Below are 25,156 nucleotides of genomic sequence, written 5' to 3'. Positions count from 1 at the left end.
ATCCTGAACCTCATTAATATTTTATTTATTCCCAATTAGATTAGATCAACTTTTAATTATTCTTTACTTCTTCATTAGAATTGACATTCTAATGAAACTTTAAATTATTAAATTTTTACCCTTTCAAATGCATCAATGTAAGAACGATGACTTGCATTAACAATATAAACTCCTCTTTTTTTAGCATATGATGCTAAAATAAAATACCCCTTGAAGGCTAAATACAGCTTTCTGAATACATCATGAATATGAAATTCTTTTCCATCAAGTTTATGCATTTTACCCCTTTGGTCATCCTTATCATAAAAATGGCCATGGTTTACCGTCATCTGATTAAACTCACTTACTTTAATTTCTTCATGCCATGAATGGTCTGCTCCAAATAGAAATATTTTTTTATACCGCATATTAATTCCCACGAAAATAGAAGGTACCAAAACATTATGCGGCCGCGGCATACCTAAGTTCAATGCAAACATTTTATGAGCAAACCACTCCGGGCCCTCTACAGGGGTAGAATTAAAATATTGAAATTTAATATTTTTATTTTCACTCAAGACCTTCTTCCATTCAGGGTATTTTTCGGCTAAAGTTGGAATAAATAAGGTGATGGGCCAGGTTACCTTTGTTGTTAAAATGTTAAAAAGTCTGTTTCTTAAAAAAATATGATTTTCAGTAGGTGGTACTGACATGAAATACTCAGGAGCAACCAACACATAAAATGATGGTTTTATTTTTACAAAAAAATCAGAATATGCAAAATTATTTACTGCGAGGGTAGTTCCAGATTGGAGCTTTTCCAAATTTTCTTGTAAAGTAAAATTTAAAGAAGGGCCATTACCCAGAATAAATAATTCATCGCCATCTTGCGCAGGAATGTAAACTTTAAATTTTGATAGAATAACAACTTTGAAGAGACTAAGGATAATATCAATGAAGCCAGTTAAAACCTTTTGAATTTTCACCATTTTCTGTTCCTTATTTAAGAAAAAAGCCTTTTAAAATGTACCACCGAACGAGTATCAGATAGTAAGCTTTTGAGGACTCTCCTTTTAATATAAATATGGCACCTAAAGCAAAAGCTGCAGCTTGTTTAAATAAATATTCTATTAATTTAACAGCTTTGGCATTCAAAGAAGAATGAATTAATCTGGCTCTCTCCCCTTGTCCAGTTACTTTACTAACCTGGATTACTCCCTGTTTCGTCATCCTGGAAGCTGGGATTTGATGATACACCACAGCATAAGGAGTATACATTACTTTTGCCTTTATTTTCCGAAGCTTTATAAATACCTCTTTATCATCGCTCCTTTGTGTTAAATTGGTATTAAACCTATTCACCCTGTTTAGCACACCTTTTCTAAATGACATATTACAACCTGCCGGGTATTTTTTATCAAACACCTTTACCCGCTCTCCCAAATCGACAGCCGATACAATTCCAGATATGTAATCTGTCATCCAGGGTGGGGGATTTTGAGTTTTATTATAAACAGGAATAATTTTACCACCAACAGCATCTGCTTCCGGGTATTCGTGGAACATTTTATTTACTTCTTTTACAAATTGTGGTATTGCAATAGCATCATCATCAATAAAAGTAACTATGTCTGCTGTAGAATCATCAATTCCTTTATTTCTTGCAAAGGAAAGGCCTTGCCTTCTTTCATAAACAAGTTTTAAATTCATTTCAGGATGTCTCTGGATAAAAGATAATACTAAATCTGGAGTTCGGTCAGTACTATTATTATCGACAACAATCACCTCAAAATCCTCTTTAGGAAAGTCCTGTTTATATAAACTTTCTAAAGCATCAATAATAAATTCCTCTCGATTTAAAGTGCATATAATAACGGAAACTTTCATAACTAAGAATTTTGTGATGCCTTGGTTGTCCAAAATTCCTTGTATAAACAATAAGCGACAACCCCAAAAAACAAGATTAACAAAAATATGGAAGACCAAAACATTATAGGACTTCCCAATTGAAAAACATTAGGCTCAAATTTAAATTCAACAGTATGATTACCGGCAGGAACCATCATACCCCTTAAAACATAATTCACCCGTTCGTAATCTACCTGTTCACCATCTATGTAGGCGTTCCAACCTTTAGGGTAATATATTTCTGAGAAAACAGCATATGAATCCTCGGGAGTAACCACCTTATAAGTTAGATGGTTAGGAGTGTATTTTACGAGGTTTATATTACCTGAATTATTAAAATTGGTCTGGGTAATTTGAAACTGAGACCGATCTATCACAGCTACTCTTTCCGGATTTAACTGACAGGTCGCCCGTATTTCTTCATTGGCTGAGTTAACAGGCTGTAGTCTCTCAATAAACCATGCATTACCTAAAGCCGCCGGATTTTTAAACACTCCTTCGGGTGTAGTACCTGCCAACAAGTAGCGGGTATTCAGCATATTCAGAACTCCAAAGGCTTCAAAATTTTGGATTCCCGCCTGTAGATTTTGAATCAGCTGGCTTATTTGCTGGTTCATACAATGAGTAATAAGCTCCTGGTAACGCCCCATTTTAGCTCCATGATACCCGCCTATTGAATGATGGAAAAAAGAAGTCCGGGCTTCGTTAAAAGGATTCTGTAGGTTCAGCACGCGGTAAACTTCGTCATCCTGCAAGATATATTCATCGGCCGGGGTCGCTTTAAAATAGGCAATACCTGATTCCTTCACAAAATTCTCTTCATTAAGGTAGCGGCGATCTACTGCGTACAGGTCAATAAAAACAAGAGCAAACAGCGCACATACCAGGCCCCAATAAGGCAGCTTATTTAATTTATAGACGATTAGCAATGCCCCTGCCGCCACAATAAACAGCAGGCTTCGCAGGGCATCCCCCTGCAACAGAGATTCTCTGTCATCTTTTAAAGCTCCACGCAGCCATTCCGGTAACTGCTGGTCTACTGCTCCTTCAAAGGAAAAGGCTCCGGCAAAGACCAAGAACAGCAAAGCCAAACCACCACTAATTCCGGCCGCACACCAGAAATTCTTCTTGTTTTCTTTTGTAAATGGCTTTTGAAGAAAAGCTTCCAAGCCCAAAAACCCTGCCAGCGGAAGGGTTAAAAGGGCAATCACTACCGCCATGGAAACTGCTCTAAACTTATTATAAGCAGGAAGGTAATCGTAAAGGAAATAATTTAGCACAGGAAAATTATCTCCCCACGATAAAATGAGAGAGACTAGAGTAGCCACTGCAAGCCAAATTCTGTAACGATTATCTAAAAAGAACATTCCTAGAATAAACAGAAAAATAACGATGGCCCCTGCATAAATAGGCCCACTGGTAAAAGGTTGATCTCCCCAGTAGGTTGGAGCATTTTCGATAAACTGGTTAATTTGAGCCTGTGGAACCTGATTTTGTCGCAGTACCTGTGCAAGTTCCGAATCGGCATCGAGTGCTTGCTGACTTGCACCGCCATACAGGTTGGGCACCAGGAGTGTAAAGGATTCAAAAACGCCACTGCTCCATTCGAAAACATATTCTCTTTCAAGCCCTGCATCTGCACCTCCTTCTTCACCCAAAGTCAATTCAGAAGGTCCGCGGGTGGAATACTGCCCGTACTCATAAGTAGCCCATATCCTAGCAATGTTGGCCGCCAAGCCAATAATAGCAGCTAACGTAAGAATTCCCACATTGATAGTTAATTTCTTTAAATTATCCTCTTTTATAGCATAAATAAGATGGCTCATCAAGTAAATCAGCACCAGAATAAGGAGATAATATGTAATCTGAAGATGATTTGCATTCAACTCCAAACCAACAGCAAGTGCAGTTAAAGCAAATCCTAAAAGCCTCCGATTATTTAAAGTAAGGTGAATCCCGGCAAGGACCAAAGGCATGTAGCCAATTGCCCTCACCTTCCAAATGTGCCCTGCTTCTATACTGATAACAGTAAAACTGCTAAAAGCATAAGCTACAGCTCCTATTATTGCTAAATAAGGCCTTACCCTGAATACCAGCAATAAAACATAAAAAGAAACTAATCCAATAAAAAGCGCTCCTGCAGAGGAGGGGAAGTTCAAAGTGAGAACCTGTTGAAAAACATAAAGGACATTCCTCCCCCAAACCGTATCAATAAGATAAGCCGGCATCCCCCCAAACATTGAATTGGTCCAGAGAGCCTCCTCTCCTGTTTCGGCTCGGTACTCAATTATTTCCTGTCCAGCACCTGCCCCCTGAAGAATATCATTCTGATTGATGACCTTGTTCTCCATAAACAGCGGCCAGAAGAAAATAAGCGTAACGGCAATAAAAACAACCACCGCAATCAGGTGAGGCAGGATGTGCTCTTTAAATGAAATGGACTTCATAAGCAGGCTTCGGGCTTTAATTTTGTATTGTGGAGAACAAACATAAGTATTTTCAAGGAAAAAAGCTTTACTTCCTCCGGAGCCTTCCAATCCCTGCACAAGCAAAAGGAGACAAAAGAACATCACCTCCTTTTAAAAGCCAGTCGGCGCCAGATTTTCATTTTGCATCTCCACCAAACACGATTGGCTTTTTCCTGAATGAAAATAACGGCAACCCGGCCTAGCTACACTAACTTTTGCATGTGTATCAATTTATCGAAATTACTCTTCCGAGGGTATCTTGCCACTGCAGTAGCGCGGAGCTCCCGGGAAGGCGGTGAAACCAAGGTAAATTGCGTCTTTTTTTGAAATGAATTTCAAAGAAATTGAAATTTCCGTAATATTGAGTGTACAATCTGAAATTAGCTTTATGAAGAGAATTGCCGTTTTTACTTCTGGCGGAGATGCCCCCGGAATGAATGCCTGTATCAGGGCAGTAGTGAGAGGGGCTATTTACCATGATGTAGAAATATATGGGATTCGCTACGGATATGATGGGATGATTCGCGGCGACATCTTTAAAATGAACTCCCACACAGTCAGCAACATAGTTCAAAAAGGAGGCACTATCCTAAAGTCGGTTCGCAGCAAAGAATTTCTCACCCCTGCCGGAAGAAAAAAAGCCTTTGAGCAACTACAGAAGTTTGAGATTGAAGGTCTTGTGGCGATTGGAGGCGATGGTACCTTTACCGGTGCCGGGGTTTTTTACGACGAGTATGGACTCCCAACGGTTGGTGCTCCCGGAACTATCGATAACGACCTCTTTGGCACAGACTATACTATTGGTTTCGATACAGCAGTAAACACGGCCCTGGAAGCTATTGATAAGATAAGAGATACGGCTGACTCACACGACCGGGTATTCTTTATTGAAGTAATGGGACGCGATTCAGGCTATATTGCCATACAATCGGGTATAGGCGGCGGCGCTGAAATTGTTATGGTGCCCGAAACCCTCACCTCTATCGACGATGTCATCGGTACTCTTAAACAAGGCTGGGACCGTGACAAAACCTCCTCCATTGTGGTAATTGCTGAAGGGGATGAAGAAGGTACGGCTCTGGAAGTAGCGGCTACTGTAAAAGAACAACTGAAAGGGAAGGACATTCGTGTTACCACCCTTGGCCATATTCAAAGGGGAGGACGACCTTCGGCAGCAGACCGAATCCTTGCCAGCAGGCTTGGTTTAGGAGCAGTAGAAGGATTAATTAACGGCCAGAAAAATGTTGCCGTGGGTATCGTTAACGATCAGTTGGTTTACACCCATTTCCGCGAAGCTATCTCTAAGGAAAAACCACTTAACCCGGACCTGATAAGGATGGTCAACATTTTAAGTATTTAATTACAAAGCACTTTTATGGGATGGTTGCCGATTGCCCTGGCAGTTTTAGGGTTTGCTTTTTTCATTGCCATTGTTAATTATAATAGCATACAGGCACGTAAAGAAGCAATTATGCTTGCCTTCTTTAACCTTTGCCAGACCGCCAGGGCGCGGAATACCCTCCTGAAGTCCCTTTCTGAAGAAGAATTACTAAACAACGATACTTTAGGCTGTGAGCAGGATATTATGTCCGATAATTTTACACTCAAACATTTCAGCAATTATGCCCAGTATATACGGCAGGAAAAAAAATCTATCGAAAATAGTCAGCTGCTGTTCAGGGCAAACAAGCCTGCCGACCGGGAAACCAGAAAGAAAATAAAATCATTGCAGGTACTCAACCACCGACAGCACATTCACCTGAAAGTCCTTGGCCGAAAAGTACGGGAGTATAACCAGTTAGTAACCTCTTTACCTACCAAAGTTGTAGCACAGTTGTTTGGGTATAAACCATTGCAATTCTAAAGCGCCTCTTTTATTTTTCTCTCAATGTAGTCAATGGCTTTTGGCAGCTCGCCAGGGTGTAGCCATAAAAATTCCGGATCCTTCCTAAACCAGGTCAACTGTCTCTTCGCATACCTTCTGGAGTTCCGCTTGAGCAGCCTTACGGCCTCTTCCCTGTCATAGAAGCCATCCATATAATCAAAAATCTCTCTATAGCCCACTGTTTGTAAGGCATTTAGGCTTTTCTTCGGATACAGGGAAGCAGCTTCCTCGAAAAGACCTTCCGCAATCATAGCATCCATCCGGGCACCAATCCGCTGGTATAGCTCCTCTCTTGGCCTTTCCAGTCCAATTTTTATAATTTTAAAAGGTCTTTTGGCTGTTTTTTGCTGCCTGAAAGAAGAAAAAGGCTGGCCGGTGTGGAGACAAATTTCCAGCGCCCTTACCACTCTTTGCGGATTTTGCCGGTCGACCTCCTCATAATAAAGAGGATCCAGCGCCTTCAGCTCAGCTACTAAGCCGGCTAAGCCTTCTTTTTCCAGTTTTTCATTCAGCTGATTCCGCAGGACCGTAGGCACCTCAGGCATCTGGTCAATCCCATTGCACAATGCCTGCACATACATTCCTGAACCTCCGGCTACTACAACTGCCTGGTGTTTCTTAAATAATTCATCGAGCAGCGCCAATGCATCTCGTTCAAAATGCCCGGCATTATAATCCTTTTCCGGAGGTAGAATATCAATAAAATGATGAGGTACAGCCGCCCGCTCTTCTTCAGTGGGTTTTGCTGTTCCAATAGTCATTTTCTGATACAGCTGCCGGCTGTCGGCCGAAATAATTTCGGTTCCAAAGTACTGCGCCAATTGAATGCTAAAGGCTGTTTTGCCCACAGCAGTAGGTCCGGCTACTACGACTAGAAACTTTTTTTCTTCTTTCAATTTTTCGATAATTGAAGCCTGTTGCAAAAATACAAATAAATAAAAGATTGGAGCGTTTATTAGGATAGCCTCTCTTTTTGTACCTTACAGTTACAATTTTACAGGCAGACCCAAAAAGACCAAAATAGTCTAAGTCCGGCAGCGGCATGAAAGAGTTAAAGCAATTATCCAGGGAAGCATTAATTCAATACATTGAAGATTTCAGGGAGAAGAACCTGATTATGACGGACCTATTTGATAAGTCAAGTGCTTTGATAATGGCTTTTTCTGCCGATGGAAAGATCATATGGACCAACAAAGCATGGCAGGATAAGCTAGGCTATTCCCCATCCGACTTATCTGGCATTCGATACAAAAACATTCTCCACTCAGAGGAGGTCGCCACCTTCCAAAAGAAACTCCGCCAGCTCAGTTCTTTACCAGAGATTTCCTTTGAGACTGTTTTTCAGGATAAGCGAGGCAATAAGATATTTGTTTCCGGCAGTATTAGCCGGGGAACCAGCGAAAAAAAAGGCTTCGACTACAGTGCCATTTTTTACGATATATCAGAGAAGGTAAAAGTAGAAAAAGCCCAAAACCTGTATAACAGTATATCGGGGCTAATGCTTAACAGCAACAGCTTAGAGAACCTGTACAGCAACATTCACCTGGAGCTGTCGAAAGTAATGGAGGCAAGCAACTTTTACATCGCCTTACACGAAGAAGACCGGAGCCTCATTAGGTTTTCTATTTTAATTGATGAACACTACCCCCATCCGGTTTACGATGCTACCCGAAAAGCTGGGCGCGGCATTACAGAATATTCGCTCCGGCAAAAAAAAGCCTTACTCTTACATAAAGAGGATATTCTCGGTCTGCTGAGCACCAGTACTATCGACATCATGGGCAATATACCGGAAGCCTGGCTGGCAGTCCCTTTTCAGCTCGACCAGCAGACTACCGGTCTCATTGCCGTTCAGTGTTACCACAACCGGCATGCTTATTCTGAAAAGGATCTTGAACTTCTCAGCTTTATTTCAGGTCAGGTGGCCCTTGCCATTAAAGGGAAAATTAATGAGGAAAAAATCAACCACCAGGCTGCCCGCCTGCAGGCTATTTTTCACAGCAGCACCCACCTCATCTGGACTATCAACAAGCAATACGAGCTATCCATTTTCAATAATCAGCACGAAAAAGCTATTCGTGAACATTTTAGCGTGCGTTTAAAAGATCGAACTTCACAGGGCACTCCTTTTGCCAATGATAACCGCTTAAGAGAAGACAATAAATTTTGGCTCGAGAAGTACAAGCATGCCTTCTCTGGAAGGTCTATGCACTTTGAAGTGCTGCTGAAAGACAAAAAAAATCGGGATATCTGGAAAGAGGTTTTTATTAATCCCATCTATGACCGGGACGGGAGAATCAATGAAATATCGGGCATTGCCACCGACATTACGAGCAAAAAGCAATCGGAACTCGATCTGCTGGAAAGTGAAGAAATGTTTCGGAACATTTTTAATTCCTTCCAGGATATTTACTTCCGCTGTAATGTTCAGGGTTTCCTTACAATGATTAGCCCATCAGTTTACGAACTCCTCGGGTATGAGCCTGAAAAAGTTCTGGATAAAGATATTACCGACTATTACCTCTACAACACCCGCATCAAAGACCTTATCCGGCAACTGGTAAAGCATAAAAGCGTCCGCAACTTTGAGGCTTCTGTCATTAAAGAGAATGGTCAGCTGCTGCAGTGTATCTGCAACATCCGCCTTATTTACGGTAAAGATGGCCGGCCAATGGAAATAGAAGGGGTGGCCCGCGATATCACTGAGTTGAAACGTACAAACCTGGAGCTACTACAGGCTAAAGAGGTGGCTGAAAAAAGCCTTAAAGTAAAAGAAAGATTCCTGGCTAATATGAGCCATGAAATCCGCACTCCTATGAATGGGGTAATAGGCATGGTTGACCTCTTAAGCAGTACCCAGCTGGATGATGAGCAGCAGCATTATGTGGAGATAATCAGTAAATCGAGCCGCACCCTGCTGAATATCCTGAACGACATACTCGACCTGAGTAAAATTGAGGCCGGAAAGATGGAATTGCGTAAAGCCCCTGTTAAGCTGCATTCCGTTGTCGATAAGCTCTATGCCCTTTTTTCTCAGCAGGCCATCAGTCATCGGATTAATTTCAATTACAACATAGACCAAAAGTTACCCGATTATATATTAGCCGATGAAACCCGTTTGTTACAAATCCTTTCCAACTTAACCTCCAATGCCTTAAAATTCACCGAGGAAGGAGGCAGTGTGGATGTTGAACTGAGCGGTGCAGAGTTCAGGAATGGCAAACAGTTAATTCTGGTGAAGGTAATCGACACCGGAATAGGCATAGAAGAAACCCAACTGGAAAAGCTTTTTAGTAGCTTCAGCCAGGTAGATAATTCACCGACCAAAGCCTATGGCGGCACAGGACTGGGCCTTGTCATCAGCAAAGAGCTTTGCCGACTCATGAATGGCGATATCGGAGTAGAAACGGAAGCAGGCGCTGGTAGTACCTTCTGGTTTACTTTTGAAGCAGAACCTGTGGAGGCCGGCTCCTTTATGAGCCAGGACAGGGAAGAGAGTTACCTGGCCGAAGGTGTGTATTTTCCTGATGAGCAGCCCAGCATACTGCTTGTGGACGACAATGAAATAAACCGGCAGGTGGCAATCACCATTCTGCTGAAGGCAGGTTGCCAGGTAGAGCTTGCAAAAGATGGTTTTGAGGCAATAGAAAAAGTAAAAAACAGAAGCTATCAGCTGGTTTTCATGGATATTCAAATGCCTGAAATGGATGGCATAACCGCTACCAAAAAAATTAAAAAGCTGCCACTAAAAAATATGCCTGTTATTATAGCGATGACCGCCTATAGCATGCAGGACGAAAAGAAAAACATTCTGGATGCAGGACTGGATGATTACCTGGCCAAGCCAATAAAGGCAAATCAGTTAATTAATAAGGTTCAGCAGTATATAAAGCCAAAGCGATCATTTATAAAAAAAGCATCCCAGGGCAGTCAGGCAAAACAGCAGGCAAGCAATGGCGTTATCATTGAGGAAGAAGCCATCGGGCAATTATTAAAATGGGGAGGCGAGGAATTGATGTATAGCGCCTTTTCTGAGTTTAATGAAGAAGCGCAGGGCCAATTGCAGGAATCGCTGGAGGCTTACCAGCAGCAACAGTTTTCTCTACTGGAGGCTCACCTGCATAGCCTTAAAGGAAGTGCCGGTACTCTTGGTGTAAAAAAAGTTGCCGCTACTGCAGCAGAACTTGAAAAGCAGATTAAAGAAAAAGATTATACCTTTGTAAAAGAAAAACTTTACAAACTCCTGAGAGAGTTTAATGAGTTTCAGGAATTTTTTCAGAAAAACTACAACCAACTTAACACATGAACAAAAAGGTACTAATTGCCGAAGATAGTTCAGTAATTCAGAATCTGGCTAAAAAGATTCTGCAGTTCCAGAACTACGAAATTACTGCTGTAAAAAATGGCAAACAGGTAATCGAAAAACTGGAGAAGGAAACTTTCGATGTAATAGTGATGGATATTAACATGCCGGTAATGGATGGTATGCAGTGCGCAGAGCAGATTCGCCAGAGAACGGATGAAAAGGCCAAAACTCCTATTATTGCTATTTCAGGGAATGCCAAAAACTATACCCGCGAGGATTTTGACCGCGTAGGTATAAACGAATACCTGCAAAAGCCATTAAATTTTGATGAGCTGGTCGATAAAGTAAACCATTACACCCGTTAATGGAGGTTAAGTATACCAAGCACTTTCTCAACAAACTGGAAGATGTATTTAGCGAGTCTGAATACATCTTACGGTATGAGAAAGGAAATTTCAAATCGGGCTATTGTATCCTTCAAAACAACAAGGTGGCGGTAGTAAATAAATATTACCCAACCGAAGGTAAAATTAACTGCCTCATTGAAATTCTGAAAAATATCCAGCCGGACCTTACTCAACTCAGCGAAAAAAATCAGAAGTTTTTAGCAGAGCTGCTGGTGTCCGCATAACCCGGCTTCGGCGGAATTGCTACCAAGCTTTCGTAGCCCCGCATGGCCTCTGAAAATAAAAACCGTGACAGTAACATTTTTAGGAACAGGTACCTCCCAGGGCGTACCTGTTATCGGCTGCCCATGCAAAGTATGTCATTCTCTTGATTTTCGCGATAAAAGGCTCCGTACTGCAGCACACATTGCTATAGAAGGTAAAAGCTTTGTAATCGATACAGGGCCGGATTTTCGTCAGCAAATGCTGCGGGAAAAAATCAGCACCCTGGATGCCATTCTTTTTACCCACGAACACAAAGACCACACTGCCGGACTCGACGATATCCGCCCCTTTAATTTCAGGCAGCGGCGCGATATGCCTGTCTATGGACGACGGCAGGTAATTGAGCAGTTAAAAACTGAATTTGCCTATGCTTTTAGTGAAAAGAAATACCCCGGCACCCCCGAAATTAAGACCCAAGTAATAGAAAATGCCCCCTTTGCTATCGATGGAATTACCATCCACCCCGTGGAGGTCCATCATTACAAGCTACCGGTCTTTGGCTATCGTATAAACGGCTTCTCCTATATTACCGATGCCAGCTCCATCAGCCCGGCTGAAAAAGAAAAAATTAAGCACAGTAAGGTATTGGTGTTAAATGCCCTGCAGAAAGAGGAGCATATCTCCCACTTTACCCTTTCAGAAGCACTGGCACTCATAGAAGAGCTCGAGCCTGAGCAGGCTTACCTTACCCATATCAGCCATCGCTTAGGCCTGCACGAAGAAATTCAGCAGGAGCTACCTGAAAGTGTTGCTTTAGCGTACGACGGACTTAAAATCACTCTTTAGTGCATAACAATTATTACTTTTTACGGCAGCTTACCACTCAAATAGGGTACCTCCTCCCGGGCCTTTCCTTTACCCACTGCTATTCTCAAAGTAAGAATGAGCTAAGCCTGCAGTTTTCTTCCGAAGAAAAATCCTTCAGCATTAAAGCTCACCTGCAGCCGGATTTTAGCTGCCTCTTTTTCCCGGATGATTTAAGCCGGGCCCGCCGGAATAGTGTAGATCTTTTCAATGAGGCCATAGGACAAAAGGTAATGGAAGTAATCCAATACCAGAACGAACGGAGCTTTCTTATAACCCTGGAACAGGAATGGAGCCTGTTGTTTAAAATGCACGGCAACAGGAGCAACATTCTCCTCCTGAAGAACAGCGAGCCTTTCGCCCTGTTTAAAAATAAGCTGGCAAAAGACTGGAATTTAAAACCTGCAGAGTTAAATCGTGCACTTCCTGTTAATGAGGAAGCTTTTACAAAGCTTGGCGGCAATTATAAAAAGCTACTCCCCACACTAGGGAAACTACCTGCAGCTTACCTCCAAGCACAAAATTATCCGGAGCAGCCACTCGAAAAGCAGTGGATACTTTTTAGCCAAATGCTCCACCTCCTGGAGAAGCCGGAAGGTTTTTACCTTATCGAACTGGATGGACTGCCTGCCCTCTCCCTCCTTCCCTTTGGCACCATCCTCCAGCAATTTAATGAACCGATAGAAGCCATTAACAGGTTTTTTATTGCCTATACAAAAGAATACACGCTGGAGTTAGAGAAGGGAGCCGCCTTACAGCGACTGAACAAGGAAATTAAAAGCAGCCAGAATTATCTGGAGAAGACCACAGCCAAGCTCGAAGAAATTATGGGCAGCAGCAAAAACCGGGAGATGGCAGATATTCTGATGGCCAACCTGCATGCTGTTCGGCCTGGAAGTACAGAAGTAGAGCTATACGATTTTTACCACGATCGCCCGGTTACCATCCCACTCAAAAAAGATCTTAGCCCTCAAAAAAATGCCGAAAACTTTTACAGAAAGGCAAAAAACCAGCAGGTGGAAGAAAAGTACCTTTTGGAAAATATCGAAAGCAAGGAAGAACGCCTTAAAACACTACAGGAGCAGGCAGGCAAAGTAGAAGAAACAAATGACCTGAAAGATCTCAGAAATTACCTGAAGAGCATTAGTCTGCCTGAGAATGCGGCTACTACCGAAACACTGCCCTATCGTTCTTTTACCTTTAAAGACTTTCAAATTTGGGTAGGCAAGGGCGCTATCCAAAATGATGATTTAATTCGCTACCACGCCCACAAAGATGATTTATGGCTGCATGCAAAAGATGTTAGCGGATCGCACGTCATTTTAAAAAGATGGCCGGGCAAAAATTTTCCTGTAGAGGTAAAGGAAAAGGCAGCCCAGCTTGCCGCCTGGTACTCGAAAAGAAAACAGGACAGCCTCTGCCCGGTAATTTGCACCCCCCGAAAGTGGGTCCGAAAGCAAAAGGGAGCAGCAGCCGGAGCGGTAATTGTGGAAAAAGAAGAGGAGGTACTTCTGGTACCTCCTGCTCCATTCAAATAGGAAAGGCCCCGGTGGGGCCTTTCCTTTACTCCAAAATCATCACCGGTAAAATGGTGGTTAAGTTTATTTAACCACCTGCAGTTTAATCGTGTTGGTTCTGTGTTTCTGCTGAATAGGCATACTCGCTGTATTGATGGTAACATCTCCTTCATGCAGAAAACCTTTATCTTTTAAGAATTCAGTAACATCCTCAAAGGTCTGGTCGGTAGAAACCATTTTATCGTAGAAAAAGGTGCGGACGCCCCACAGCAAATTCATGGTGGTAAGCATTGGTTTGTTATCGGTAAAGATAAAAACCTGTGCTTTTGGCCTGTGGCTCGAGATACGATAAGCCGTATATCCGGACTTTGTCATACCAATGACCGCATCGGCTTTCACCTTTTTAGCAAGGCGGCAGGCCTGCAGTACAATGCTATCGTTTAAAAAAGTGCGGGAGCTCTGCGATACGTTTTCATGCTTAAAGTAAATATGATCCATTTTTTCCTCCACAGAAATTATGGTTCGCACCATGCTTTTTATCACCTGCACAGGATATTCTCCGGCAGCTGTTTCGGCCGATAACATGAGGGCATCAGCACCATCCATAACAGCATTGGCCACATCGTTGGTTTCGGCACGGGTTGGCCGGGGGCTTGTAATCATGCTCTCCATCATTTGGGTAGCAATAATTACCGGCTTACCTATTTCATTACACTTCCTTACAATCATTTTCTGGGCCAGGGGCACTTCTTCCATCACAATTTCAACCCCCAGGTCGCCACGAGCCACCATAATACCATCGGATGCGGCAATAATTTCGTCGATATTCCGGAGCGCCTCGGGCTTCTCTATTTTAGCAATTACCTTACAGTTCCGGCAGGCTTTTTTAATTTTCTCTTTAAGAGAAAGGATATCTTCGGCCCTTCTTACAAAGGAAAGCGCAATCCATTCCACATCATTCTGCAGACCAAATTCCAGGTCACGCTCATCTTTTTCTGTAAGCGAAGGAGCCGAAACATTGGACATGGGAAGGTTTATGCCCTTCCTCGACTTTACTACTCCTCCGTAAATTACCTTTGTTTTTACCTCTCCAAGGTTGGTATCCTCTACCCTCAATTCAATTTTCCCGTCATCGATCAAAATCATATCGCCTACCTTAACATCGGCGGGTAACTCTTTATAACTGGTGCTGATACGCCGGGAATTGCCAATAAAGTCTTCAGTAGAAATAATTAATTCCTGGCCGGCCACAATTTCCACCCCGTTATTTTCCACCTCATTGGTCCTGATTTTCGGGCCCTGCAGGTCCTGCAATAAGCAAACGGTAGAACCCATTTCTTCATTGAGCTCCCGCACATACTGGATAACCTTCTGATGGTCCTGGTGAGATCCGTGAGAAAAATTAAGTCGGAATACATCTACCCCTGCTCTCATGAGCTCTGCCAGCTTTTCTTTGGTGTTACAGGCAGGCCCTACAGTGGCTACAATTTTGGTCTTATTGAAAACAACTTTGTTCTCCATCTTTCAATTAAAATATTAAATTTTCTTTCGATTTCAACTGGTTAATATCAATGTGGCTGAGGTATTGAATGGCCGGAATGGCTTTCAAAGCACTTTCTATATCAACGCCTTCAAAAAAATCGCCTGTTCCCTGGAGCATGGCCAGGTAATCGAAGCGGCTAAGTTCCGGAATCAGGAACGTATTACTTCCCTCCTGCACCGATTTATTCTTTAAAAGTCTAAAGGTAGTATGTTCAGTGGCAAATTTATAGTTTGAAACAATTAAATTTTGCTGATTCACAAAATCAAAACAAATATCCTGTGCCTTTACAAGCCGAATATGGAGTGCCTGGTTAATTTGCCATGCCAGCTTGTATTCTCTTGCATCTGATAAAATAGCAAACAGGCTAAAGTCATATTCGTAATCAATCAGGAGTTTGTTTTTCTTCATTATTTATTTTCGCAAAAAATCCTTCCGACCGGTCTACTTTGTTTATTTTCCCTTACCCCGAATAGCCAAAAGGTACAAATACTCTGTTTTGAAGCCAAACTTGTTACGCACCTTTCCGTAAAAAAAGTCACTTTTAACGCTCTTTTCCATCAATTAAAAGGGATTCTGATTAAGAATATCCAAATAGTTTGATTTTAATGGAAAAACTGTATTTATTTGCAGCGTTATTTATAAAACTTAAACCTATCAAAAATGTCTGAAATAGCACAAAAAGTAAAAGAAATCATTATTGATAAGTTAGGTGTTGAGGAATCAGAAGTAACTCCTGAGGCCAGCTTCACTAACGACCTTGGCGCAGATTCACTCGACACTGTTGAGCTTATCATGGAATTCGAAAAAGAATTTAATATTTCTATTCCAGACGACCAGGCTGAAAACATTTCAACTGTAGGTCAGGCTATTTCCTATTTGGAAAAGAACGTGAATAAATAAAAGCTTTTTTCACAAAAATCCTTTTATGAATTTAAGGAGAGTTGTAATTACCGGCTTAGGTGCTCTTACACCTTTAGGCAACAATGTTCAGGAATACTGGGAAGGCTTGTCTAAAGGTGTAAGCGGTGCTGCGCCTATTACAAAGTTCGATGCAGAAAAATTTAAAACTAAGTTTGCCTGCGAAGTAAAAAATTTCGATTCATCTGAATACATTGACCGTAAAGAGGCCCGTAAAATGGACCTTTTCACACAATATGGTATGGTGGTAGCCCAACAGGCTGTGGAGGATTCGGGCATGGACATGGAGAGGATAAACCCCGACCGTGTTGGGGTTATCTGGGGCTCAGGAATTGGCGGCTTAACCACTTTTCAGCATGAGGTAAGGGACTTTACCAAAGGCGATGGTACTCCTCGCTTTAATCCCTTCTTTATCCCTAAAATGATTGCCGATATCTGTCCGGGGCTTATTTCAATGAAATATAACCTGCGCGGACCTAATTTCACCACTGTTTCAGCCTGCGCCTCTTCTACCAATGCGCTTATCGACGCCTTTAACTATATCCGGCTTGGAAAAGCCGATATTATTGTTTCCGGCGGATCCGAGGCTGCGGTAACAGAAGCCGGAGTTGGCGGATTTAACGCCATGAAGGCTCTTTCTGAAAGAAATGAGAGCCCCGAAACGGCTTCTCGGCCATTCGACAAAAGCCGCGACGGCTTTGTTTTAGGTGAAGGCGCCGGGGCGCTCATACTTGAGGAGTATGAACATGCAAAAGCCAGAGGTGCTAAAATATATGCCGAAATAATTGGCGGAGGCATGACGGCCGATGCCTACCATATGACAGCACCGCACCCTGAAGGCACCGGCATTGTTAAGGTAATGGACATTGCCATTAAAGAAGCCGGTATTGCAAAAGAAGAAGTGGACTATATTAATGTTCACGGAACCTCTACCCCTTTAGGCGATGTAGGTGAGTCGCGTGCCATACAACAGGTATTTGGTGAGCATGCTTACAAGCTCAACATCAGCTCTACGAAAAGTATGACCGGCCACCTTTTAGGAGCTGCAGGTGCTGTAGAGGCGATTGCCTCCATTATGGCCATCCAGCATAGCCTGATTCCGCCGACTATTAACCATGAGTTTGCTGATGAAGACATAGATTCCCGTCTGAACCTGACGCTGAATAAAGCACAGGAGCGCGAGGTAAAGGTAGCTATCAGTAACACATTCGGCTTTGGCGGACACAATTGCTCAGTAATTTTCCGAAAACTGGAAGAGTAGTGCGTAGGCTGTATTGGGGAGTACGGAATTCTTTAAGAAAAAATACAGAAAAAGATAAAAGGCTTACCCTTGCAATTAAATTAATTGTAGGGAGTAAGCCTTTTAATTTGCATCTGTACCGCCTTGCCATGCAGCACAGTTCTGTAGCAAAGACAGGAGAGGCGGGCTTTAAAGAATCGAACGAGCGGCTGGAGTACCTGGGCGATGCCATTCTGGGGGCTGTGGTGGCGGATTACCTCTTCAAAAAATACCCTTTCAAAAATGAAGGCTTCCTTACCGAAATCCGTAGCCGAATGGTGAACAGGGAATCACTTAACCAGTTGGGCCGGAACCTGGGGCTCGACAAGCTGGTGGAGTTCGACAAAAGCCTGAGAAAAGAATCCTATCGTACCATTTATGGCAATGCACTGGAGGCATTAATTGGGGCCGTGTACCTGGACAAAGGCTTCGACTTCTGTAAAAAATTTATTGAAAAGCGACTACTCTCCCCCTATTTTCACCTGGATACCCTCATCCATAAGGTGCATAACCATAAGAGCCTGCTCATCGAGTGGGCCCAGAAGGAAAACCGGGTTCTAAATTTTGTTATTTTAGATACCGAAGAGCAGCAGAATAACAAAGAGTTTACGGCCGCTGTTACACTTGAGGGTGATATACTCAGCACCGGTAAAGGCAGTAGTAAAAAGAAAGCCGAAAAAGATGCTGCCCGCAAAGCCTGTATAAAGCTTCGGCTGGAAGAAGAACAGGAACATCAGTAGACATCATTTTTTTCCTCCTGCTGGTTCCCTAAACTTTTTTGATTGATGACAAAACTAAAAATCGGGGCAGCGGCCCTTAACCAGACTCCCCTCGACTGGGAAGGTAATCTCCGGAACATAAAAACTGCCATAGAACAGGCCCGTGCACAGGGAGTGGACATTCTGTGCCTGCCTGAAATGTGCGTAACCGGCTATGGCTGCGAAGATCTTTTTTTAAGCGAATGGCTTCCTACCAAGGCGCTGCAATTATTAGGCGAAATAAAGGAGTGGTGCAGTGATATCTCAGTAGCCGTTGGGGTTCCTTTCCGCTGTAAGGGAGATCTCTACAATACAGCCTGCCTCATCCACAACACCAAAATTGTAGGCATTACTGCCAAACAGTGGCTGGCAAATGACGGGGTCCATTACGAACCTCGCTGGTTTAATTCCTGGCCTGCCGGCAAAGTAGAGGAAGCAAGCCTTCATGGCGATACTTTCCCGCTTGGCGATGTGTTGTACAAGGTCCATGGCATCAATATGGCTTTTGAAATTTGCGAAGATGCCTGGCGCTCCACCAGCCGCCCGGCCATTCGCCACCACGAAAAGAACGTAGATCTGATTCTGAACCCCAGCGCAAGCCATTTCTCAATGGGTAAATCTAAACTACGCGAAGAATTGGTTTGCACCTCCTCTACCCTTTATGAATGCACTTATGTGTATGCAAACATGCTTGGAAATGAAGCGGGCAGGATGATATATGACGGAGAATTGCTCATTACCCACCACGGGAAAATGGTGCAGCGAAATCGCCGCCTTTCATTTAAAGATGTTAATCTAATTACCGCAGAAATCGATTTTGCCAACCGTACTTTCGAACCGCAGGAGGTAAACCAGGATCCTCAGGATAAAGAAACCGAGTTTGTGCAGGCCACTTCTCTTGCTCTTTTCGATTATATGCGCAAAAGCCATAGCAACGGTTTTGTACTGTCGCTGAGTGGAGGGGCAGATTCGAGTGCCTGTGCCGTTTTAGTGGCCGAGCTCATCCGCAGGGGCTGCAAAGAGTTGGGAGTAAAAGCTTTTTTAGAAAAGGCTGGTTACACGCAGCTGTACCAGGAGCTTAAAGCCTTTGAAAATGCCGAAAGCAGGGTATATAAAAAAATTGCGAGTCATCTTTTAGTATGTGCTTACCAGGGGACAAAAAATTCATCTGAAGCCACCTTTAATTCCGCTCGCCAGCTTGCCGAAGATGTGGGTGCAGTATTTTATCACTGGCTTATTGATGAGGAGGTAGAGAGTTATACGAATAAAATTGAAAAAGCCATCGGCCAGGAGCTAAGCTGGGAAACAGACGATATAACCCTGCAGAATATTCAGGCACGTGCTCGCTCTCCTATTATTTGGATGCTGGCCAACAAGCGTAACGGACTCCTGCTTACCACATCTAACCGAAGCGAAGGCGATGTAGGCTATGCCACCATGGATGGAGACACCAGTGGAGGCCTTGCTCCTATTGCCGGTATAGACAAACATTTTCTATTAAAATGGCTCCGCTGGGCCGAGGCTGAGCTGGGTTACAGCGGATTGCAGTACGTAAACAGGTTAAAACCAAGTGCAGAACTTAGACCAGGCGAAGAAGGACAAACCGATGAAGATGACCTGATGCCCTATTCTGTTATTGTCGCTATCGAACGCCTGGCTATTCGTGAGCGTTTTTCGCCGGTGCAGGTATTTTATATCTTAAGAAAAGAAGAAGTCGCTCCAGCGGCACACTTAAAGCAGTATCTTCTTAAATTCTACCGCCTGTGGTCCAGGAATCAATGGAAGCGCGAACGTTTAGCACCTGGCTTTCATCTCGATGATTTTAATATTGATCCCCGCAGCTGGTTCAGGTTTCCTATACTTTCTGGTGGTTTTGCACAGGAATTAGAAGAACTAAGGAAAATTGAGGTGTAAGCATTGCTTTTTTTGTATAATTGTGGTTTAGAACAGTTATACAACCGCATATGCTTTATCTGAATTATATCGTGTGGGATCCACAGCCCGAAATCTTCAACCTTGGTGGCTGGGAAATGCGCTGGTACGGCCTTTTATTTGCCCTCGGCTTTTTAATTAGCCAGCAAATTATGTTTTACATCTACCGGAAGGAAGGCAAACCTGAAAGAGATGTAGAAGCCCTTACCTTTTTTATGGTAATAGCCACCATATTAGGGGCCCGGCTGGGTCATGTACTGTTCTATGAACCTGATAAATACCTCTCCCGACCGCTGGAAATTCTAAAGATATGGGAAGGTGGCCTGGCCAGCCATGGCGCGGCAATCGGTATACTCCTTGCCATTTACCTGTATGTAAACTACCTGATTCGTATCGACTTTGGCACTTTTGAGGTAAAAAAAAGAAAGCGGCCAGGCCAGAATTACATGTGGGTAGTCGATCGCCTGGTAATTGTTGTCGCATTTACAGGTGCACTCATCCGGCTTGGTAATTTCATTAATTCCGAAATTGTGGGAGAAGAAACCAGTGCGGATTATGGGGTAGTATTTGCCCGCGATGCCGAAGCTGTTTTACAAATCTATGGACAGGGTGCCGTGGAAGATGTGGAAGCAAGAAAGATACCCGAGGCAGAGGGTTTGGACTACCCGATGGAACTGGAAGTTCAGTTCGCCAGGGGAATTTCAGAGGAAGTCGCCACTAAAATTATAGAAGAGAGCTTTGCCACTGCTTTCCTCCAAAGTGAAAGGTTACAGGCAGATGTTAGGCTTCCTGCTACTGCAGCTACCGGGGCACCGGAGGCCCCCTCTGCCTTAACCATACCGGAATACCGGCTCGAACAGGAAAGAGGAATTGTAACTGCCACTATTCTTGCAGAGGGTATTCCACGCCACCCGGCCCAGCTTTATGAGTCTATTAGCTCTTTTCTAATCTTCCTGCTCCTTTTCTTTATCTGGAACAGAAAAAAAGCCCAGACTCCACCGGGTCTCATCTTCGGCATTTTCCTGATTGTCCTTTTTGGTCTTCGCTTTGTATATGAGTTCTTTAAAGAAAACCAGGTAGCTTTTGAAGATCAGCTTCCGCTTAACATGGGCCAAATATTAAGTATTCCGCTGGTACTAGCCGGTATAATTATTCTCTTCCGCAGCTTTAAACAGAAAAAGGAGAAAGAAGAGCCTCTTACCACCAGTAAACCATAGTGCTGCCATTAGGAATTGCCTCCAAAATAAGTCCTGAAAAAGTATGCTGTAAAAAGTATTTTGCCCGTTAATCATCCGAACTCCATCGCCGAAACAGTACTAAATTGAGATTTCTCGTTTTGCTTCTTTCATTTCCCACACGATCGACAGTAATTGGATGTCTGGCTTTCCTGTTTCTAATCTTTTGCAATTTCCAGTTGGAAGCCCAGGTAGTAGTGGTGCCCTTTGGTGAGTCTTATGCGGAAGACACCCTTGTAAAACACCTGGTAAAAATTGATAAGATTCACATTAAAGGGAATAAAAAGACAAAGGACTTTATCATTACGAGGGAGCTAAGCCTTTCAGAAGGGGAATTTGTTGCCATAGAGGATCTCTATGATGTAATGATGCGTGACAGGCGAAAAATAATTAATACCCGCCTCTTTACAAAGGTGGAAATGACCGCTATTCCTTCTTCTGAACGTCTCTATGATGTACTCGTTGAAGTACAGGAAAGATGGTATATAGTGGCAGCTCCTATTTTTCAATTAGCAGATCGCAATTTCAACGACTGGTGGGTAAACCAGGAAAGAGATTTGAGCAGGGTTAATATAGGCGGAAAGTTTGTTCACTACAACTTCAGAGGAAGGAGTGAGAAGCTCTCCCTCATTGCACAATTTGGATATTCCCGCGACATTAGGCTAGGCTACTATGTTCCTTATATCGACCAAACCAGAAAAAATGGAATGGGAGTAAGTTTTGCTTATTCCGAAAATAGCAATGTACCCATCGAGACGGAGGGTCATAAAAGATTATTTTTTGGGCAGGATGAGCCCATTCGGGAAATTTATGCAGCAGGAGTAAATTTTGTAAGGCGGGCTTCCTTTTATAACACCCATACTGCTTTTCTTTCTTTTTATTCCAACAACCTTGCCGATACGGTATTGGAACTTAATCCCGATTATTTACTCACCGGGAAGAATACGATGCGCTACTTCGTGCTCAGCTATCTTTTCAGGCGCGATCTGCGTGATATCCGTAGCTATCCCCTCAGAGGATTTATGATTCAGGCAGAACTAAGCAAGAGAGGAATAGGCCTGTTTAACGACATCAATTCTTTTTCAATGGAGGCCAGTTACCACCATCACTTTCCCCTTGGCCATAAGTTCTTTTTTTCCAACAGTATAACCGGCCGCTTAACTGCCCCCGAAAAACTACCTTACAGCCTATTATCAGGTTTAGGATATGGGGGCAACTATATCAGGGGCTTTGAGTTGTACGTAATCGAAGGGCAGCATTTTGCCATCAATAAAAGCGAACTTAGGTTCCAGCTGGTAAAGGAAGAAATAAACCTTGGGAAGCTAATGCCCCTCGAACAGTTTCGCTATTTTCCGATTGCTGTATATCCTAAAATGTATTTTGATGTTGGATCCATACATATGCCCTTTTCTTACCCAAAAAATGAAGCCTTCTCCAATAAGTTAATTTGGGGAGCAGGCTTAGGGCTAGATATCGTTAGTTTTTACGACTTCGTTTTCAGAACGGAGTATACTTTTACGAGCGAAGGGGAAAGAGGCTTTTTCCTGAACTTTGCTTCAGGAATATAAGCCAGTCTTCAAGGCTAAACATTTGGGTTGGTTTAGTGGTCTGATTTTTAATATTTTTAAGCTGAAACTTTTATTATACCAAATAATATATTTCCTATGTTTAAAAAGATAACTGCCACTTTTTTGATGATGGCCCTGTCTCTGGGGGCATTTGCAGATGAGGGAATGTGGCTCCCACTCCTGATTGAAAGGCTAAACTACCAGGACATGCAGAAGTATGGTCTGAAGCTGACCGCCGAAGAGATTTATAGTGTAAATCAATCTTCTCTTAAAGATGCCATCGTTTCTTTTGGTGGGTTTTGCTCAGGCGAAATAATTTCAGATGAAGGCCTTTTACTAACGAACCACCACTGTGGCTATGGCGCCATACAGTCGCACAGTACAGTGGAAAATGATTATCTCAGCGAAGGCTTTTGGGCGATGAGCCGCGAAGAGGAACTTCCGAATGAAGATCTCTATGCCCGCTTCCTCATCAGGATGGAGGATGTAACAGAGGAGGTTCTTTCGCAGCTGAATCCTATGATGAGCGAAGAAGAACGTGCGGAGACCATTGCAAGGGTATCGAAAGAAATTGCCAAAGAAGCCAAAGGCGACACTCATTACGATGTGGTGGTAAAAGAATTCTTCGCTGGCAACGAATTTTATATGTTTGTGTACGAAACCTTTACCGATGTTCGCCTGGTAGGGGCTCCGCCGGAGTCTATCGGTAAATTTGGAGGAGACACCGATAACTGGATGTGGCCCCGCCATACCGGCGACTTTTCGCTTTTCCGCGTTTATACCGGTCCTGATGGTAAGCCTGCCGACTATTCGCCCGATAATATTCCGCTGGATCCCAGGCATTATCTTCCTATTTCTTTGCAGGGTGTACAGGAAGGTGACTTTGCCATGGTAATGGGCTACCCAGGCAGCACCGACCGTTACCTTACCTCCTTTGGAGTAAAACAGGCACTCGAGCAAACCAACCCTACCCGGGTAAAAATTCGCGATAAGCGCCTTGAAATACTGAAGGAGGATATGGAGGCAAATCCGGATGTCCGGATTAAATATGCTTCAAAATATGCCAGTGTCAGCAACTACTGGAAATATTTTATAGGCCAGAGCAAAGGGCTTAAAAACCTTAACGTATTAGCCATAAAGCAGGAACTGGAAGACAATTATATGATTTGGGCGGAAGCAAATGAAGAGGAAGCACCTGAATACCTCACCGCCCTCGACCTGATCAAAGAATCGTATGAGGCCAGCTACGATGCCAACCTGAGTTATCTGTACCTGGTTGAGGCGGCATTGGGCACCGAAATTATTCGCTTTGCCAACAGCTTCAGAGGACTGGAAACAGCACTGGCAGAAGGGCAGAAAGACCAGCAAAGAATTAATAACCTAATTGAGTCTCTAAAAGAGAATACCCTGGAGCATTTTAAAAATTACAATGCTCCAACAGATCAAAAGGTTATGGCCGCTTTGCTGAAAATGTATTATGAGGATGTGCCGGAGAAAGACCACCCGCCCGTATTCGATATTGTAAAAGAAAAATACAATGGTAATTTCGAAAAATGGGCAGAGGAGGTATTTGAAAAATCTATCTTCGACGATAAAGAGGCTGTTATGGGTTTCCTTCAAAACCCGAATGTAAAAAAGCTGAAGAAAGATCCTGCCTATATTGCAGCCACCTCTTTTATCGACAATTATTATAAAAACATCGCTCCTCAGCTGAAAGAAATTAACGCCAAACGCGATCGCGGAAACAGGGTTTTTGTAAGAGGCCTTCGCCAGATGCTTCCGGACAAGAAATTTTATCCTAATGCCAACTCAACTATGCGTTTGAGCTTTGGGCAGGTTTTGGGCTACGACCCTCGCGATGCTGTTTCGTACGACTTTTACACTACCCTTGATGGGGTAATGGAAAAGATGGATAATACCGACCCTGAATTTGTGGTTCCGGAGAAGCTGGTTGAACTGTATGAACAAAAGGACTATGGCCAATATGCCAATGAAGAAGGTGAACTGGTGGTGGCCTTTATTACAAACAATGACATTACCGGCGGTAATTCTGGTAGTCCGGTAATTGATGCAAATGGTTTCCTTATTGGCACAGCTTTCGACGGCAACTGGGAAGCGATGAGCGGCGACATTGCCTTTGAACCAGAGCTGCAGCGCTGTATCAATGTCGACATCCGCTATACCTTGTTTATCATCGATAAAATGGCTGGTGCCGGCCACCTCATTGAGGAAATGACCCTGGTAACGGAAGAAGATCCTGAACTTCCGGAAGAAGCCCAACTAGGAGAAGAATTATAATTGTTTTTATAATGCAAAAGCCGCTCTTTAGGAAAAGGGCGGCTTTTTTTTGGCTGTTACAAAAAGTTAACCCCTTTGTGACAGCAT

The 25,156-nt window shown here is 43.2% G+C and carries 20 protein-coding genes; 14 read left to right on the top strand and 6 right to left on the bottom strand.

Annotated features, from left to right (window positions below):
* Positions 1 to 107: 107 nt before the first annotated feature.
* The 3 genes from F752_RS24455 to F752_RS0117150 are packed head-to-tail and all read right to left on the bottom strand — an operon-like array spanning position 108 to position 4,334.
* A complete protein-coding gene (locus tag F752_RS24455) occupies positions 108 to 968 on the bottom strand; it encodes a hypothetical protein (RefSeq protein WP_017732984.1) in 861 nt (286 codons plus the stop codon).
* Between the two features lie 10 nt (positions 969 to 978).
* Entirely contained in the window at positions 979 to 1,866 is an 888-nt protein-coding gene (locus tag F752_RS0117155; RefSeq protein ID WP_017732983.1) for a glycosyltransferase, read from the bottom strand.
* 2 nt (positions 1,867 to 1,868) lie between these two features.
* Positions 1,869 to 4,334, bottom strand: coding sequence for a YfhO family protein (locus F752_RS0117150; RefSeq protein WP_040664814.1), 2,466 nt, complete (start codon positions 4,332 to 4,334; stop codon positions 1,869 to 1,871).
* A gap of 409 nt (positions 4,335 to 4,743) precedes the next feature.
* On the opposite strand from F752_RS0117150, the gene pfkA reads away from it, so the two are divergent.
* Both pfkA and F752_RS0117140 read left to right on the top strand, forming a co-directional pair.
* On the top strand, positions 4,744 to 5,715 hold the full coding sequence (pfkA, locus tag F752_RS0117145; RefSeq protein ID WP_026135812.1) for a 6-phosphofructokinase: 972 nt from the start codon (positions 4,744 to 4,746) through the stop codon (positions 5,713 to 5,715).
* Between the two features lie 15 nt (positions 5,716 to 5,730).
* Complete coding sequence (locus tag F752_RS0117140; protein ID WP_017732980.1) at positions 5,731 to 6,219, top strand: hypothetical protein; 489 nt, start codon at positions 5,731 to 5,733, stop codon at positions 6,217 to 6,219.
* On the opposite strand, the gene miaA is transcribed toward F752_RS0117140, so the two are convergent.
* Positions 6,216 to 7,136, bottom strand: a complete 921-nt coding sequence (miaA, locus tag F752_RS0117135) for a tRNA (adenosine(37)-N6)-dimethylallyltransferase MiaA (RefSeq protein ID WP_040664812.1) — start codon at positions 7,134 to 7,136, stop codon at positions 6,216 to 6,218. The two genes, F752_RS0117140 and miaA, sit on opposite strands and share 4 nt — an antisense overlap.
* A gap of 146 nt (positions 7,137 to 7,282) precedes the next feature.
* Between miaA and F752_RS0117130 the strand changes: the two genes are divergently transcribed.
* The 5 genes from F752_RS0117130 to F752_RS0117110 all read left to right on the top strand — a co-directional run bounded on the left by F752_RS0117130 (position 7,283) and on the right by F752_RS0117110 (position 13,559).
* On the top strand, positions 7,283 to 10,546 hold the full coding sequence (locus F752_RS0117130) for a PAS domain S-box protein (RefSeq protein WP_017732978.1): 3,264 nt from the start codon (positions 7,283 to 7,285) through the stop codon (positions 10,544 to 10,546).
* Positions 10,543 to 10,911 carry a response regulator gene (locus tag F752_RS0117125; RefSeq protein ID WP_017732977.1) on the top strand — a complete coding sequence of 123 codons (369 nt, stop codon included), beginning with the start codon at positions 10,543 to 10,545 and terminating at the stop codon, positions 10,909 to 10,911. The genes F752_RS0117130 and F752_RS0117125 overlap by 4 nt, the downstream gene beginning before the upstream one ends.
* A complete protein-coding gene (locus tag F752_RS0117120) occupies positions 10,911 to 11,177 on the top strand; it encodes a hypothetical protein (RefSeq protein WP_017732976.1) in 267 nt (88 codons plus the stop codon). The genes F752_RS0117125 and F752_RS0117120 overlap by 1 nt, the downstream gene beginning before the upstream one ends.
* A gap of 64 nt (positions 11,178 to 11,241) precedes the next feature.
* Positions 11,242 to 12,003 (top strand): MBL fold metallo-hydrolase, encoded by a 762-nt coding sequence (locus tag F752_RS0117115; protein ID WP_017732975.1) that lies wholly within the window; start codon positions 11,242 to 11,244, stop codon positions 12,001 to 12,003.
* Positions 12,003 to 13,559 (top strand): NFACT RNA binding domain-containing protein, encoded by a 1,557-nt coding sequence (locus tag F752_RS0117110; protein ID WP_017732974.1) that lies wholly within the window; start codon positions 12,003 to 12,005, stop codon positions 13,557 to 13,559. Before F752_RS0117115 ends, F752_RS0117110 begins: the two co-directional genes overlap by 1 nt.
* A gap of 63 nt (positions 13,560 to 13,622) precedes the next feature.
* Here the strand turns inward: F752_RS0117110 and pyk are convergent, their stop codons facing one another.
* Both pyk and F752_RS0117100 read right to left on the bottom strand, forming a co-directional pair.
* Positions 13,623 to 15,059 (bottom strand): pyruvate kinase, encoded by a 1,437-nt coding sequence (pyk, locus tag F752_RS0117105; protein ID WP_017732973.1) that lies wholly within the window; start codon positions 15,057 to 15,059, stop codon positions 13,623 to 13,625.
* Between the two features lie 7 nt (positions 15,060 to 15,066).
* The gene (locus F752_RS0117100; RefSeq protein ID WP_017732972.1) at positions 15,067 to 15,489 is read right to left on the bottom strand and encodes an IPExxxVDY family protein; all 423 of its coding nucleotides are present in this window, start codon (positions 15,487 to 15,489) and stop codon (positions 15,067 to 15,069) included.
* Between the two features lie 252 nt (positions 15,490 to 15,741).
* Here F752_RS0117100 and F752_RS0117090 point away from each other — a divergent pair, with 252 nt between their 5' ends.
* From F752_RS0117090 to F752_RS0117060, 7 genes are all read left to right on the top strand, one after another.
* Entirely contained in the window at positions 15,742 to 15,981 is a 240-nt protein-coding gene (locus F752_RS0117090; RefSeq protein WP_017732970.1) for an acyl carrier protein, read from the top strand.
* Between the two features lie 25 nt (positions 15,982 to 16,006).
* Positions 16,007 to 17,260 carry a beta-ketoacyl-ACP synthase II gene (fabF, locus tag F752_RS0117085; RefSeq protein WP_017732969.1) on the top strand — a complete coding sequence of 418 codons (1,254 nt, stop codon included), beginning with the start codon at positions 16,007 to 16,009 and terminating at the stop codon, positions 17,258 to 17,260.
* Entirely contained in the window at positions 17,260 to 18,018 is a 759-nt protein-coding gene (gene rnc, locus F752_RS0117080; protein WP_017732968.1) for a ribonuclease III, read from the top strand. Before fabF ends, rnc begins: the two co-directional genes overlap by 1 nt.
* A gap of 45 nt (positions 18,019 to 18,063) precedes the next feature.
* Positions 18,064 to 19,950, top strand: a complete 1,887-nt coding sequence (gene nadE, locus F752_RS0117075) for an NAD(+) synthase (RefSeq protein ID WP_017732967.1) — start codon at positions 18,064 to 18,066, stop codon at positions 19,948 to 19,950.
* A 50-nt stretch (positions 19,951 to 20,000) separates the two neighbouring features.
* Complete coding sequence (locus tag F752_RS0117070) at positions 20,001 to 21,185, top strand: prolipoprotein diacylglyceryl transferase (RefSeq protein ID WP_017732966.1); 1,185 nt, start codon at positions 20,001 to 20,003, stop codon at positions 21,183 to 21,185.
* Positions 21,186 to 21,382: 197 nt separating this feature from the next.
* Positions 21,383 to 22,771 carry a BamA/TamA family outer membrane protein gene (locus tag F752_RS0117065; protein ID WP_017732965.1) on the top strand — a complete coding sequence of 463 codons (1,389 nt, stop codon included), beginning with the start codon at positions 21,383 to 21,385 and terminating at the stop codon, positions 22,769 to 22,771.
* 96 nt (positions 22,772 to 22,867) lie between these two features.
* Positions 22,868 to 25,069 (top strand): S46 family peptidase, encoded by a 2,202-nt coding sequence (locus tag F752_RS0117060; RefSeq protein ID WP_017732964.1) that lies wholly within the window; start codon positions 22,868 to 22,870, stop codon positions 25,067 to 25,069.
* Positions 25,070 to 25,156 lie beyond the last annotated feature (87 nt).

Source organism: Nafulsella turpanensis ZLM-10 (assembly GCF_000346615.1).
GTDB lineage: Bacteria > Bacteroidota > Bacteroidia > Cytophagales > Cyclobacteriaceae > Nafulsella > Nafulsella turpanensis.
This window is presented reverse-complemented; position numbering and strand designations above follow the sequence as displayed.

Coding starts and splice junctions, on each gene's coding strand:
- F752_RS24455 (WP_017732984.1), bottom strand. CDS start 968: ATGGTGAAAATTCAAAAGGTTTTAACTGGCTTCATTGATATTATCCTT.
- F752_RS0117155 (WP_017732983.1), bottom strand. CDS start 1,866: ATGAAAGTTTCCGTTATTATATGCACTTTAAATCGAGAGGAATTTATT.
- F752_RS0117150 (WP_040664814.1), bottom strand. CDS start 4,334: ATGAAGTCCATTTCATTTAAAGAGCACATCCTGCCTCACCTGATTGCG.
- pfkA (WP_026135812.1), top strand. CDS start 4,744: ATGAAGAGAATTGCCGTTTTTACTTCTGGCGGAGATGCCCCCGGAATG.
- F752_RS0117140 (WP_017732980.1), top strand. CDS start 5,731: ATGGGATGGTTGCCGATTGCCCTGGCAGTTTTAGGGTTTGCTTTTTTC.
- F752_RS0117130 (WP_017732978.1), top strand. CDS start 7,283: ATGAAAGAGTTAAAGCAATTATCCAGGGAAGCATTAATTCAATACATT.
- F752_RS0117125 (WP_017732977.1), top strand. CDS start 10,543: ATGAACAAAAAGGTACTAATTGCCGAAGATAGTTCAGTAATTCAGAAT.
- F752_RS0117120 (WP_017732976.1), top strand. CDS start 10,911: ATGGAGGTTAAGTATACCAAGCACTTTCTCAACAAACTGGAAGATGTA.
- pyk (WP_017732973.1), bottom strand. CDS start 15,059: ATGGAGAACAAAGTTGTTTTCAATAAGACCAAAATTGTAGCCACTGTA.
- F752_RS0117100 (WP_017732972.1), bottom strand. CDS start 15,489: ATGAAGAAAAACAAACTCCTGATTGATTACGAATATGACTTTAGCCTG.
- F752_RS0117090 (WP_017732970.1), top strand. CDS start 15,742: ATGTCTGAAATAGCACAAAAAGTAAAAGAAATCATTATTGATAAGTTA.
- fabF (WP_017732969.1), top strand. CDS start 16,007: ATGAATTTAAGGAGAGTTGTAATTACCGGCTTAGGTGCTCTTACACCT.
- nadE (WP_017732967.1), top strand. CDS start 18,064: ATGACAAAACTAAAAATCGGGGCAGCGGCCCTTAACCAGACTCCCCTC.
- F752_RS0117070 (WP_017732966.1), top strand. CDS start 20,001: ATGCTTTATCTGAATTATATCGTGTGGGATCCACAGCCCGAAATCTTC.
- F752_RS0117060 (WP_017732964.1), top strand. CDS start 22,868: ATGTTTAAAAAGATAACTGCCACTTTTTTGATGATGGCCCTGTCTCTG.